The 12,935-nt window shown below is 41.6% G+C and carries 11 protein-coding genes; 6 read left to right on the top strand and 5 right to left on the bottom strand.

The window, feature by feature from the left end:
- Positions 1-37 precede the first annotated feature (37 nt).
- Positions 38-874, bottom strand: coding sequence for a hypothetical protein (locus ACYZ0U_RS05915; RefSeq protein WP_461450824.1), 837 nt, complete (start codon positions 872-874; stop codon positions 38-40).
- 125 nt (positions 875-999) lie between these two features.
- Between ACYZ0U_RS05915 and ACYZ0U_RS05910 the strand changes: the two genes are divergently transcribed.
- The 4 genes from ACYZ0U_RS05910 (at position 1,000) to ACYZ0U_RS05895 (ending at position 7,109) form a co-directional block, all read left to right on the top strand.
- On the top strand, positions 1,000-1,281 hold the full coding sequence (locus tag ACYZ0U_RS05910) for an ATP-dependent Clp protease adaptor ClpS (RefSeq protein ID WP_461450822.1): 282 nt from the start codon (positions 1,000-1,002) through the stop codon (positions 1,279-1,281).
- Between the two features lie 204 nt (positions 1,282-1,485).
- Entirely contained in the window at positions 1,486-4,269 is a 2,784-nt protein-coding gene (locus ACYZ0U_RS05905) for a TonB-dependent receptor (protein ID WP_461450820.1), read from the top strand.
- A gap of 17 nt (positions 4,270-4,286) precedes the next feature.
- Positions 4,287-5,690 carry a hypothetical protein gene (locus tag ACYZ0U_RS05900; protein ID WP_461450818.1) on the top strand — a complete coding sequence of 468 codons (1,404 nt, stop codon included), beginning with the start codon at positions 4,287-4,289 and terminating at the stop codon, positions 5,688-5,690.
- A 78-nt stretch (positions 5,691-5,768) separates the two neighbouring features.
- On the top strand, positions 5,769-7,109 hold the full coding sequence (locus ACYZ0U_RS05895) for a histidine-type phosphatase (RefSeq protein ID WP_461450816.1): 1,341 nt from the start codon (positions 5,769-5,771) through the stop codon (positions 7,107-7,109).
- Positions 7,110-7,307: 198 nt separating this feature from the next.
- On the opposite strand, the gene ACYZ0U_RS05890 is transcribed toward ACYZ0U_RS05895, so the two are convergent.
- Positions 7,308-8,372, bottom strand: coding sequence for a branched-chain amino acid aminotransferase (locus ACYZ0U_RS05890; RefSeq protein ID WP_461450814.1), 1,065 nt, complete (start codon positions 8,370-8,372; stop codon positions 7,308-7,310).
- An 80-nt stretch (positions 8,373-8,452) separates the two neighbouring features.
- Here ACYZ0U_RS05890 and ACYZ0U_RS05885 point away from each other — a divergent pair, with 80 nt between their 5' ends.
- Positions 8,453-8,632, top strand: coding sequence for a hypothetical protein (locus tag ACYZ0U_RS05885; RefSeq protein WP_461450812.1), 180 nt, complete (start codon positions 8,453-8,455; stop codon positions 8,630-8,632).
- A gap of 227 nt (positions 8,633-8,859) precedes the next feature.
- Here the strand turns inward: ACYZ0U_RS05885 and ACYZ0U_RS05880 are convergent, their stop codons facing one another.
- Positions 8,860-9,813, bottom strand: coding sequence for a tryptophan 2,3-dioxygenase family protein (locus ACYZ0U_RS05880; protein WP_461450810.1), 954 nt, complete (start codon positions 9,811-9,813; stop codon positions 8,860-8,862).
- A 97-nt stretch (positions 9,814-9,910) separates the two neighbouring features.
- On the opposite strand from ACYZ0U_RS05880, the gene ACYZ0U_RS05875 reads away from it, so the two are divergent.
- Entirely contained in the window at positions 9,911-10,384 is a 474-nt protein-coding gene (locus ACYZ0U_RS05875) for a universal stress protein (RefSeq protein WP_461450808.1), read from the top strand.
- Between the two features lie 13 nt (positions 10,385-10,397).
- Here the strand turns inward: ACYZ0U_RS05875 and ACYZ0U_RS05870 are convergent, their stop codons facing one another.
- Both ACYZ0U_RS05870 and ACYZ0U_RS05865 read right to left on the bottom strand, forming a co-directional pair.
- Positions 10,398-11,825 carry an L-serine ammonia-lyase gene (locus ACYZ0U_RS05870; RefSeq protein WP_461450806.1) on the bottom strand — a complete coding sequence of 476 codons (1,428 nt, stop codon included), beginning with the start codon at positions 11,823-11,825 and terminating at the stop codon, positions 10,398-10,400.
- A gap of 71 nt (positions 11,826-11,896) precedes the next feature.
- Positions 11,897-12,682 carry a mechanosensitive ion channel family protein gene (locus tag ACYZ0U_RS05865; RefSeq protein ID WP_461450804.1) on the bottom strand — a complete coding sequence of 262 codons (786 nt, stop codon included), beginning with the start codon at positions 12,680-12,682 and terminating at the stop codon, positions 11,897-11,899.
- Positions 12,683-12,935 lie beyond the last annotated feature (253 nt).

Raw genomic sequence — 12,935 nt, 5'->3', positions numbered from 1 at the left:
AACTGACCTCAAATCTCTGGCCTCTGACCACCGGCTCTTACTTCGCTAAATAAAATTTCCCCCAAAAATCAACGGTTTTGGATGTTTCACCGGCATTAGCCATTGCGTTGCCGCCGCCTTTATTACCGCCTCTGCCACCACCATGCCGGCCGCCACCACCCATGCCGCCACCACCGTTACGGCCACCGCCGCCACCGTTATTGCTTTCGCCATCTGTACTGGTTGGTTGCGGTCGCTGTATGCCGTTAATTTTAATGTCAAATGCCCACAGACCGGTTAAGTCAGCATGAAAGAATTTTAGCGGAATTGCTTCTTCGTAAATTAAATTGCCGGCATCATCATAATTTACAGCAGTGCGGATGCCGTAGGTATTTGATGTGGTGATCATATCATCTTCAACATCTTTATAACCAATCACTTTAATTCCTCGCAGCGTAGTTATTTTTTCCTGCTCCAACTGGTCGCGTTCCTCCTGGCTTACCACTTCGTTCTCGCCGGGGCTGCGGTTTATGATCATTTTATTACCGCCACCAACATTTAGCGGGTAGGTTAAGCTAAAGGTTTCTTTCTTTTTACCCCTGGTATCAATACTAAAAGTTAACCCGGCGTTCAAAACCCGCACAATTTCTGATCGGTCAAAGATCTTAACGGCCAGGTAAAGTGTATCCTTATTATTCGCGATGGTATACTTTAAGCGTTCTTCCGGGCTGTAATAGCTTAAGCTGTCGCCCCATTCTTTTACATCGCCATCAACAACCACTGTTGCCGGGGCTGGCTTTAAATGGAATTGAGGCATATCCTGCGCATTACTGATGTTGTATAAGCCTATTTGCAGCGCAAAAAATGAGATAATGTAAATAATGGTCTTTTTCATATAATAGCGTGGTTTTTTATAAGGGAGTTAATAATGTGCGTTAAACAAGCGTAAATTGTAACGACATTTTTCCAACAGGAAATTAAACGTTTTATTATAGTTTTTAAGTAATTTTGCAGTTACATATGTCAACAGAAGTACAGGAAGAAACGCTCACACTCGAAGAATTGCTTGCGGGTTTAAAAGAACTCCACCGCCTTATATTGTGGAATGATGACGTGAACAGTTTTGACCATGTAATTTATTGCATGATGAAGTACTTGGATTATTCGCAGCCTCAATCTGAAAAGATCGCCTGGAAGGTACATAACGAAGGCAAATGCGCTGTGCTCGAAGGGTCTTTTACCGAGATGGAAATTTACCGTAAAATATTACAACAGGAAGGCTTAACCGTATCGGTTGAATAATTTTTGAAGATTTTATTGAATTACCTGGTAAGCAATGCCATTTAACATGAAGTCAATGCTATTGATTTAATTTATTTAAAGGGCAAAATTCAGAATTTCAACAGAATTGTTACAATGTTTTGACAGTTTGACCTTAACGTTAACTTCCAGTTTACAATATGGTTACAGGTTGAGGGTTCTTTTGCAGACTTAAAAGAAGTCTTCATGAAGAAAATTTTCCTCCTCATCGTTTTATTCATCGCCTCATCCTTTACCCTTGCATTTTCTCAAGGTTCTGTAAAAGGGTTCATTAGCGATCAAAATGGGCAACCGCTCATCGGTTCAACCATTAAGCTTCATAACGAAGCAACTAACGTAAATCAATATACCAGCGTTGGTTTAGATGGTTCTTATTTCTTTAAAAACCTGGCAAACGGAAATTATTCTATTTCTGCTACCTATGTATCCTACGAAACGATAACTAAAGAAGTTGAGATTGCTGGGAAGCCGTTAATTTTAAGTTTCTCCTTAAAATCAAAAGAAAATTCCCTTACCGAGGTTGTTATTACAGGAACAGGTAACCGGGCTTCTGATCAATCTGCAGTTAACGCCGAACGTAACTCACCAATTGAATTAAATTCAGTTTCTGCACGAACTATCGAAGCCTCTCCGGATATTACGATCGCCAATGTAACCCAGCGTGTTTCGGGCGTGTCTGTTGAACGGAGTAATAATGGCGAAGCTCAGTTTGCTATTATCCGCGGGATGGACCAGCGTTACGAATATACTTTGTTAAACGGCATTAAGCTGCCAAGCCCCGACAACAAAACCCGGTACGTTCCACTTGATATTTTTCCTGCCGATATTGTTGACCGTTTAGATATATCAAAATCATTAACTCCTGATATGGAAGGTGATGCCATTGCAGGTGCTATTAATATGGTACTTAAGCAAGCTCCAAACGATTTTACATTAAGCGCAAACCTGGGAACTGGTTTCGCAAATACCTTTTTCAGTGGTAATGGTTTTACTAAATTTGATCACAGCGCAAGTTTAAGTGAATCGCCAAGGATAATGGGTAATGATAACGCTACCATTGGCGATTTTCCTAATAATCCATTCCACACCAGCCAAATAAAAGCACCGCTGGGTACCATTGCCGACCTTACGATTGGCGGGCGTAGCGCAGATAAAAAATTTGGGGCCATTGCTACCTTTAGCTATCAAAATTCATATCGCCAAACTAATGGGTTATTCTTTGGTTCATCAACCAATAGTTTAACCGGTTTCCCATTACTGGGTAGTGAGGAAGCACGTGTTTATAACATCCAGCAGGAGCGTACTGCTGTTGTTACCCAGTTTGACTATCGTATTAACGCGAACAACAAGATCGATCTGAATGCCGATTATATCAACCTTACCCGTAATGAGTATCGTTTCACTTCAGATACCAGCTTATCGGCCAGTCATACTGCACCAGGACTTGGTACTATAAGTGATGATTACCTAAGCTATCGCACCATACAACAAATCTATAATTTCGATCTGCATGGAACACATAAACTGGCCGATCAATGGAAATTGGACTGGCACGTAGTTTATTCAAAAGCAACTGCTAATGCACCGGACAGGGCCGAGTTAACTGTTGGTACCGCAGGTACTTTAAATTCAAACGGACAAGTGGTACAGGAACAACCTTACCTTCCTTCAAATCCTGACCCGGAAACGCGTGTTTTTGAAAAAAATGCTGATCAGAACAAAAGTGCTTACCTGAACCTGACCTATTCGCCTACCATATTTGGCACCAAAGTGGCTTTTACTGCAGGCGGCATGTACCGGGATAAAACACGTAACAGCGAATATGACGAATATGATCTGATCCAGAACGCTGCAGTATCTAGCGCGCAAAAGTTTGATGGCAATATAGATGATAACAGCCTCAGTGTTCAAAACGCTGATGGAGATGCCTCTAACGCGCTTAACTACAACTTTACCGAAAAAATTGGCGCAGCTTATGGTATGTTCAACTTTACTTCCGGTAATCTTTCTGCTGTTGGTGGTTTAAGGTATGAAAATACCAACCAAAGCTGGGTAAGTAATGTTGATCCGAGTACTATTGCAGGCCAAACAGGTTCAGTAACTTATTTTGATGTGCTGCCAAGCCTGAACCTGAAATATAGCTTTGATGCTAAACAGGATTTGCGATTCTCTTATTACTCAGCCATCAGCAGGCCAAACTTTTATGAGTTGATCCCGCATACCGAAGGTGACCCAGATGCTGACTATCCTGAATACGGTAACCCTTTCCTGAAACGTACTACATCAAATAACTTGGATCTGCGTTACGAGTTTTTTCCCGGTTTGCTTGACCAATTTTTGGGAGGTGTATTTTACAAAAGCATAAACAATCCTATCGAATATGCCATTTTACAAGGTCAGGCAGGACAGACAGCCGTATTGGAACCTGAAAATTTTGGTACAGCAATCAACTATGGTTTAGAAATTGACGCAACCAAGTATTTGCGCAACTTTGGTATCAGGTTAAATTACACTTATACCAACTCAAGCATTACTACCAGTAAACAAGAGATTGATGCAGCAAATGTAACGTTAAAAACGGTTAACCAAACCCGCCCGCTGCAGGATCAATCTAAAAACATTGGTAACCTGTCTTTCCTTTATCGCGAAGCAAAAAGCGGTTTTGACGCGCAAATCTCAGCAGTGTATACCGGTCCGCGTATTTACGCCGTATCGCCTTATTTAGATAATGACATCTGGCAAAAAGGTTTTGTAACGCTTGATATTTCGGCTGAAAAAAGAATATTTAAAAAATTCTATATATACGCTAAGGCAACAAACCTTACCAATACACCTTTCGAGTTAGAAATACGCAGGCCATACACCACAGAGCCTGATGTATTGAGCTATCAAACAGTAGGGCAAAATTATTTTATCCGCAAGGATACTTATGAGCAATATTACATTTTAGGTTTAAGGTATAAATTGTAATGATTAAGAACATGAAAATGAAAAAACACTTCAATATATTATTTGCAGCTATAACCTGCCTTATGCTGTTTAGTGCATGCCATAAAGCTGAAAACGCGAAAATTTCTCCAAGGCTTGTAGTGGCGAGTAACCCCATCACATCAGATACATTGAGCGGAAGCGTAAACGGTACTTTACTAAGCGGCAAAACCTACTATTTTGCCAGCAATATTACTGTTAATGGCGGCGATACTTTGCAATTACAGCCTGGTGTAAAATTGGTTGCCCTTGGTAATGGTTTAACCTGGCAAACCGCTCCCGAAATAATTGTGCATGGCACTTTTATTAGCCTGGGTACACAAGCCCAGCCAAACTATATAACTGTTAGCAACGCGGCTACCCTGCATGCACAGGCAAATGCGCAAAACTATACAAACGTTTTCCAGGGATGGTGGGGAGGTATATTTGCTGAACCTGGCCCGGTAACAACAAAAGATCCAACTCCGGCAGGTGGCGACATGATTATTAAATGGACACACCTTGAATTTGCCGGCGGCCCTTCAGGCCCGGCAGATGACGCCGCGGTTTATTCGCCGCAGGGTAGCCCGCGCTGGACAATATATTTCGCTAACATCAAGAAAAACTTTATACTGGAAGATTCGTGGATATTTGGTAGCCGTGATGATGCAATGCGTTTAGCGGGCGGCCATGTGAATATTATGCGCAATACTTACGAATTGGATGGCGTGGCAGCGGGTGAGGCTTGTAATATTAAAAGTGGCACCGTTGGTGATGTAGCTTATAATATGGTGATAGGTGCGGCAACCAACGCATTTAAAATATCTGACGCGGGCACAACAGGTACACAGTGTAACATTAACTGCTATAACAATACGATTGTAAGTTGCGGTTGGAGGCAGAGTTCAACCAGCGGCCACGGTGGTTCAATTGACGTTGAAAAAGCTGCCCGTAGCAATGATTATAATAACGTGATTATTAACTGCGCGGTTGGTTTAAGGGTGTTAAGCACCGCTGATATTACCGACACGCATTACAACAACCAGCTTTTTTATGGTTACAACGCGGCTATTGTTAAAACATTTTATGCTACAGATGGCGTTGGTAAACAACAATCGGCAGATATAATATCAACAACTCCACAGGCTAATAATCCTATGTTCGCTTTGTTTGATGTAAATGCTTACAATTATACCATGTATCCGGCCCCAACAACAGCGAATAATGAAACACCTTTAAGTACGATGGTTGGTACTTCAAGCTTTCATATCACATCAACCTCGCCGGCTTATGGTAAAGGTACTACAACCGCTTCGCCGCCTTATAATAATGTAACAACAACCGGAGTATACGCTCCTGTAGTTACCGCTCCGGGTGTGGATTTGGGTGCTTACCAAAGTAACGGTTCGGGTAACCAGCATTAAATAAGAATATTAATATAATTTTACCGCAGAGGCGCTTTATTTGCGCCTCTGTTTTTGTTTAAAGATAAAACCTGAAGAATGAAAAAAACGCTGTTATTATTAAGCTTTGTATTAACTGTGATTTGCCTGGCAAATGCCCAGGATTGCGGTACTAATTATTTAGGGACTAAAACCCTGTATCAATATCAGGCACAAAAATATACGCCACCGCCTGCAGGATATTTGCCTGTTTTCATTAATCACGTTGGCAGGCATGGTGCCAGGCATTTAACCAAAGAGGTGAAAAAAACATATGCGTACCAGCTATTAATGCAGGCTGACAGCGCGAAAGGATTAATGGCAAAGGGAAAGCATCTTCAACAAATGGTGCTGGCCCTGCAAAAGCTTGAGCAGGGTAATACCAAATATATATCAGCCGAAGGCAGGGATGAGTTGTATGAGATTGGCCAGCGCATGGCTTTGAATTATAATAGCATATTTAAAGGCAACTTAAACCTTGATGTTGCCGTTACCAAAGAAGTTCGCACTACGCAAAGCGCACAGTCTTTTTTATCAGGGTTGAATAGTAAGTTGAATGATACCGCCAATACTGCTTTTTATAATGATGATACTGACTTGCGTTTTTACGATTTGTCGCCTGCTTACAAAAAATACGAGGAGAGCGTTAGTAGTTCCGGTTTGATCTTATCACTCAAAAAAGCGGATAATTTTAGTGGTTTGGTTGACGCTGTTGTTAACCAGTTTTTTAATGCTGATTTTTTGGATATGCTAAGTGCAGATCAAAAAGAAAAATTTGTTAATGATATATTCGGGTTTGAAACTATTGTGTATTCCTTAAATACTGAAATTAAGCAAAGCGATTTTACCTGGGACCAGCTTAATTTTTCAACCTTCTTTACCTGCGATCAGCTTACTAAATTAGGTGAAGTAGATTCAGCTATTGAAAATTTGGAAAAGGGTGCAGGGACTGATAACAATGGCATACAGGTGCGGGTTGCTGCTCCCCTATTGGTTGATTTTATTAAGGCCGCGGACGAATTTGTGAAAATCAGAAAATACAATGCCCGGTTAAGGTTTGCCCACGCCGAAACAGTGGCGCCTTTCGCTTCACTATTACAGCTTTCAACTGCTGATAAAGCAGGGAACGATATCTCAGCAATACAGGCTAATTGGCAATCGGCGCAGGTAATCCCGCTAAGCGCAAACGTGCAATGGATATTTTACAAACAATCAGGTAAACCAATATATTTAGTTAAGATACTTTTCAATGAAAAAGAGGCTCATGTGGATGGGCTTGATCAAAAACAATTTCCATATTATAAATGGCAAGATATCAGGTCTTTATATCTTACAAAGCTTAAATCCATGAATGTGAATTTGACTGATGATATGACGGCTTATCTTGCTAACATCAATTAATGAAAAAACATAATTAAAGGAATAGCCCCAAAAGCGCTATTCCTTTTAATCATGCGTGATAAGGCTTAGGCTGCGCTAATGTACTATCAATTGCGCTAAATATACCCCGTATAAATACCTGCTTTTGCGATAGCGTAAAAATACCTGATATAAAAAAAGCCCGGTTTAACCGGGCTTCATATTTTACGATCTTTCATTTTATACAATAAAGTTCCAGCCATGAGTATCGGCAGTGGTGCCATATTTTATGGCATTCATTTCTTTTAATATCCTTTGTGAAAACTCACGAGTTTTAGCATCTTTCAAAAAGTATTCTTCGCCGTTTAAGCTGATAGAGCCTACCGGTGCGATGGTAGCGGCAGTGCCTGCGCCGAATGCATCGTCCAGCTTGCCATTTTTGGCTCCTTCAATGATCTCGGCAACCGATACACGGCGTTCTTCAACCTCGTAACCCCACTCGCGGGCCAGGGTTAAAACGGTATCGCGGGTTACGCCATCCAAAATAGTATCGCGGGTTGATGGGGTAATTACCTTACCATCCAATACAAATATTACGTTTGCCGCGCCCATTTCCTCGATGAATTCATGGTTTTTAGCATCAGTCCAGATCAATTGGTCAAAACCTTCTTCAGTAGCTTTTTTAGCCGGCAGCATACTGCCACCGTAGTTACCTGATGATTTTGCATAGCCCATACCGCCTTCAGCAGAGCGGGTGTAGAAATTCTCAATCTTCACCCTTAAGGTTTTTGAAAAATACGGGCCCACCGGGCAAAGCAAAACCATGTATTTATAGGTGGTTGATGGCGCTACACCCAAAAACGGATCGGTAGCAAACATAAACGGCCTGATGTATAACGCATGGTTAGGCTGCGTAGGGATCCAGTCGCGGTCAACATCAACCACAGCGGCTAAGCTCTGCAAAAATATATCTTCGGGCAGGGCAGGCATGCAAAGCCTTTCTGCCGATTTGTTAAAACGTTGCGCGTTTTTGTCCGGGCGGAATATAGAAACTGTTCCGTCGGCATGTTTGTAGGCTTTTATGCCTTCAAAAAACGACTGCCCGTAATGTAATGATGAAATTGCAGGGCTAAGGCTGACATCGCCATAAGGGACTATTTGAAAATTTTTCCATTCGCCATCGGCATAATCGGCCACAAACATGTGGTCGGAAAATGTTTTTCCAAATGGCAGGTTGCTAAAATCCGTTTCGGCTAAACGCGAATGCGGTGTCTTGGTGATCTTGATGTCCAATGTCTCAGTCATGGCCTAAAATATTATTGTCGAAAATGGCAAGGTAGGAATTTTTGTTCGAAATAATGTACCTTTCATTTCAAATCCTTATCATGAAATTACTTTTAAGCTTATTATTATTTGTTGTTGGAATAAGCAATTGTCAACAACCAAAACAAGCAGCCTATAATTTAAATGTATATACTAATCTTCCCAAAGATCTACCGACTTTAAGTAATTGTGAGGCAGCATCTTATTATTTATCTAAACAGGATTTGACAATGGAAAAATAATCTGTGCTACAGATTATGATGTTGTTTTAATTTACATAAATAAAAAGCAATTGAGATTAAAATCGAATAATCATAACCTTTATATATTGGGTAAATATACCTTGACTAGTAAAGATGGAAAAATCCTAACCTGTTGGTGATGAAACCCGGACGATGAAATCTATCATCACTGTACGATACGATGCCAAATTAATTTGGACTAAAAAGTTAATTGGTTTTGGTGGGTGCTAAATCTCTTTCAAAACTTTTTCCACCCAGCTTTTACCCCAGTTCTCAACCTGTTCCTCATTCCATAACGATGGGTAAAAAATTCTTTTCTGAAAACGCGGAGGCAGGTACTTTTGCCAGTTGGTACCGCCGGTTGCTTTGATCTCTTCCGGCTCACGGTTTAAGTAGCGAACTGCGGATTTATAATGCGATAGCGGCCAGTTTACATTTACGTTGATGTCCAGCTGGCGCAGTTCATCTTCCAGGTCGGTTGTAGCTTGTCCTTCATATTTGAATTGTTGTAACAGCGCATTGAAATTATTATCGACGGTCGATTTACCTAATTCGATGAAAGTTTTGGCGTATTTCTGTTCGAACTGTTTTAGGGTTAAAGTTTTTTTGCCGGTGGCGAGTTCTGTAGCGCCTGATTTCCAGTAGAGGTGTTCAAACTGATCTTCGATGGGGGCGCTGCGGAGTTCTTCGCGTTTGTCTTTGGCTACCAGGTTGATAAAATCTGAAGCGTAGATCTCAATCATCCGGTATTGTCCTGATTGAAAGCCGCTTGCCGGGAGTAAGGACATGCGGAATTTTAAGAATTGTTCCTTCTCCATACCATCCACCATTATCTCGAAGGAGTGGGTCAATGCTTCAAAATAGCGGTTGATCCGTTTTAACCGCACGGTAAAGAAGTCGACTGTTAAGGGCTTTGCGGCTACAATTTGTTTGCATTCGTGCAGGCTCAGCTTAAAGTAAAGTTCGGTTATCTGGTGATATATGATAAAGATCTCTTCATCCGGGAAAGGTGTTTTCGGGCTTTGCAGGCTTAGTAAAGTATCCAGGTGGATATAATCCCAATATGTTAAAAAATCGGCGTAAAGCAGGCCGTCGAGGTAGGCAGGCATATCCTGGCCCATAGCATTGTATTTTTCCTGTAAGCGCGCCAGGCGCTCCTCAATTTCGGGTGAGAAATGCATTGTCAAAGGTAGGAAGATTTGTTATTATCGAAATGAATATATCTTAATCAAAACATATAGCGGCTATACTGTTATATTATCATATAAACTTACGGTCATGATCACTAAAATATTAATCGGGGTAGATGACAGCAAATATGCTGAAGCAGCTGCCAAATACGGCTTCGATCTTGCAAGATCACTTGGCGCACATGTTGGCCTTGTAAACATTATAGAACCGATGGCCATTCCTGTGACGAACTATGGTGCTAACGAGATATTAGGAACTCCTCTGCAGGGTTTGGATAGCGTAAATGAAATTGAGTTACTTAGGGTACAGGATCAGGTTTCAGTAAATATTGTACAGCGGATTGCCGGGGAATTTGCGGGTAGATTAGAAGTAACGCATTTTAGTGAATATGGCTCAACAGGCGAAGGAATAATATCATGCAGCAATGAATTTAAAGCCGACTTAATTGTGGTGGGAACACATCACCACTCCGGTCTCGGCCGTTTATTTTCAGGCAGTGTTGCGGAATATGTGGTAAAGCATTCGGAAATACCGGTATTGGTAGTGCCTGTTAAGAAATAGTTTTTTGATCTGATTAACACTCCGGCAAACTAATCGGGATATTGATTGCCAAGCCCCCATCCGAAGTTTCTTTGTATTTCGAGTTCATGTCCTGCGCGGTTTGCCACATGGTTTTAACTACAGCATCTAAACTCACTTTAGCATTCTCGGGGTTACTTTGCAGGGCCAGTTGCGAGGCTGTAATGGCTTTTATAGCCCCCATGGTATTTCGTTCAATGCAGGGCACCTGCACCAGGCCGCCTATCGGGTCGCAGGTTAGGCCTAAATGGTGCTCCATGGCAATCTCTGCTGCCATCATACTTTGGCGTTGTGTGCCGCCTAAACATTCGGTTAAAGCTGCTGCTGCCATTGCTGATGACACTCCGATCTCCGCTTGGCAACCACCCATTGCTGCGGATATGGTTGCGCCCTTTTTAAATATACTGCCTATCTCGGATGCGGTGAAGATGAACTGGATGATCTTCTCATCATCAAAACCATCGCAAAAGCATATATAATACATTAATACAGCCGGTATAACGCCTGCTGCTCCATTGGTTGGCGCGGTAACTACCCTGCCGAAAGAGGCATTTTCCTCGTTAACAGCCAATGCAAAACAGCTCACCCAATCCAAAATATTTTTAAAGCCGTCGCCGGTTTGGCGGATTGCTAATATCCATTCATCAAAATTGCTGTATGTATTACCGCCGATGAGTTTTTTATTAAGATTTGATGCACGGCGTGATACATTCAGCCCACCCGGCAAATTACCTTTGGTATGGCAGCCGCGGTAAATACATTCCTTCATCACCCTGAAGATATTCAGCACGCCGGCTTTGGTTTCCGGCTCGCTGCGCCAGGCAAGCTCGTTCTCCATTACCACTTCTGATATCTTCAAACCTGTTTTCATACACCAGTGTAACAGGTTACCCGCAGTGTCAATAGGGAATGGCAGGTCAACCTCATTTTTATGCTGATTTTGTTCACCCTCCTTCACCACGAAGCCACCACCGATGGAGTAGAACGTAGCCGAGATCGCCTTATCACCCATCAATAATGCCTGGAACGTTACGGCGTTAGGGTGGAAGGGCAAACTTTCGTTAAATAAAAAGATCATGTCATCATCAAACCTGAAATCGATCTGCTGATTTCCGGCAAGCATCAGTTTATGAGAAAATTTGATAGTATTTATTTTGGAGTCGATGGCATTAACATCAAACGTTACCGGGTCATCGCCGCTAAGGCCTAACAGAATGGCGATATCTGTACCGTGGCCTCTACCTGTTTTGGCTAAAGAGCCATAAAGTAATACTTGTATGCCCTCAACCAGTTCGAGCGACTGCTGGTCCTGCAGCAGTTGCACAAATTGCTGCGCCGCCCGCCAGGGGCCAAGTGTGTGCGAGCTCGACGGGCCAATCCCGATCTTAAACATATCGAAAACAGAAATTTGCTCTCTTTGCATTGGGTCAGTCTGTAAAACATTGTCAGTCAAAAAACAATAAGGACTAACAATTCAGATCGGCTCAAATCTAACTACATTCCCGGTAATTTAATGCCGCCGGCAACTAAATCGTTGATTATTTTTTCATGAAGCGCAAGTTTCGATACCATAAAATCGGATGGGTTAACCCATACATTCACAATGAATTTAACGCCGTCAACTTCTAAAGCAACCACACCCACCCTGTTACGCGGGTCGGGTAATACATTTGGTGTTACTTTTATGGCATTCCAGATAATAGCCTTAACCTGTTCAACATTGGCGGCATAGCCTAATTTAATTTCAAAATCAAGGCGTCGTTTGCCTTCGCGGGTAACATTTACTATTACCTCGTTAAATAACTTACCATTTGGGATGATAACCGTTTTGTTATCTGCCGTAATTAAAACTGTATAGAATATTTGTATGGAGGTTACAATACCATCCTGCCCTTGCGCCACAATGTTATCATCAAGCTCAAAAGGCCTTAATAACAATATCAAAACGCCACCGGCAAAATTTTGTAGTGTACCTGATAGCGCCAAACCAGCCGCAACACTAAATGCACCAATAATAGTGGTGAATATAGTTAGCTGAAAGCCAATTACCGACATCACAAAAATGATGAGCAATATATAAAGCGACGTTATTGTAAGACTAAGTAAAAATGGCTGTAGTGAAGAGTGAACCTTCCGTTTAGACATTTGAGAGCGGAGCCGCCCGGTCAGGAACTTTATAAACCAAAGGCCTATAAATAATATTATTAATCCGATTATTATTCTTGGACCAATGTCCAACACCCAATCGTAGGCTTTGTCGTAGAACTTTGTTAGCTTCATGGTATACCACGAAGTTAAGCAAAATTATTATTTACCGTAAATGGTAATAAAAAGCTCCGGGCCTTTATAGAACACCCACTCAACGATGTGTGATTGTATATGCCTGGTTTTTTCTGTTAATTGTTTCATGTCTTGCTTTATTCAAATGCCATGCCTGAATTGGTGCATATTCACCTGTATCAGAAATGTTATTCAAAATTACAAACGAAAAGTGGCATTTATATTAGTTAATCAATCATTTGATTAACTAATG

It is taken from the genome of Mucilaginibacter sp. (assembly GCF_965225845.1).
Lineage (GTDB): Bacteria > Bacteroidota > Bacteroidia > Sphingobacteriales > Sphingobacteriaceae > Mucilaginibacter.
Note: the sequence above shows the minus strand (reverse complement) of the source record. Positions and strands in the feature narration are given on the sequence as shown.

What these genes read in the sequence shown, in the direction of transcription:
- ACYZ0U_RS05900 (WP_461450818.1), top strand. Translation starts at nt 4,287, where the DNA reads ATGAAAAAACACTTCAATATATTATTTGCAGCTATAACCTGCCTTATG.
- ACYZ0U_RS05895 (WP_461450816.1), top strand. Translation starts at nt 5,769, where the DNA reads ATGAAAAAAACGCTGTTATTATTAAGCTTTGTATTAACTGTGATTTGC.
- ACYZ0U_RS05870 (WP_461450806.1), bottom strand. Translation starts at nt 11,825, where the DNA reads ATGCAAAGAGAGCAAATTTCTGTTTTCGATATGTTTAAGATCGGGATT.
- ACYZ0U_RS05885 (WP_461450812.1), top strand. Translation starts at nt 8,453, where the DNA reads ATGAAATTACTTTTAAGCTTATTATTATTTGTTGTTGGAATAAGCAAT.
- ACYZ0U_RS05915 (WP_461450824.1), bottom strand. Translation starts at nt 874, where the DNA reads ATGAAAAAGACCATTATTTACATTATCTCATTTTTTGCGCTGCAAATA.
- ACYZ0U_RS05875 (WP_461450808.1), top strand. Translation starts at nt 9,911, where the DNA reads ATGATCACTAAAATATTAATCGGGGTAGATGACAGCAAATATGCTGAA.
- ACYZ0U_RS05910 (WP_461450822.1), top strand. Translation starts at nt 1,000, where the DNA reads ATGTCAACAGAAGTACAGGAAGAAACGCTCACACTCGAAGAATTGCTT.
- ACYZ0U_RS05880 (WP_461450810.1), bottom strand. Translation starts at nt 9,813, where the DNA reads ATGCATTTCTCACCCGAAATTGAGGAGCGCCTGGCGCGCTTACAGGAA.
- ACYZ0U_RS05905 (WP_461450820.1), top strand. Translation starts at nt 1,486, where the DNA reads ATGAAGAAAATTTTCCTCCTCATCGTTTTATTCATCGCCTCATCCTTT.
- ACYZ0U_RS05890 (WP_461450814.1), bottom strand. Translation starts at nt 8,372, where the DNA reads ATGACTGAGACATTGGACATCAAGATCACCAAGACACCGCATTCGCGT.
- ACYZ0U_RS05865 (WP_461450804.1), bottom strand. Translation starts at nt 12,682, where the DNA reads ATGAAGCTAACAAAGTTCTACGACAAAGCCTACGATTGGGTGTTGGAC.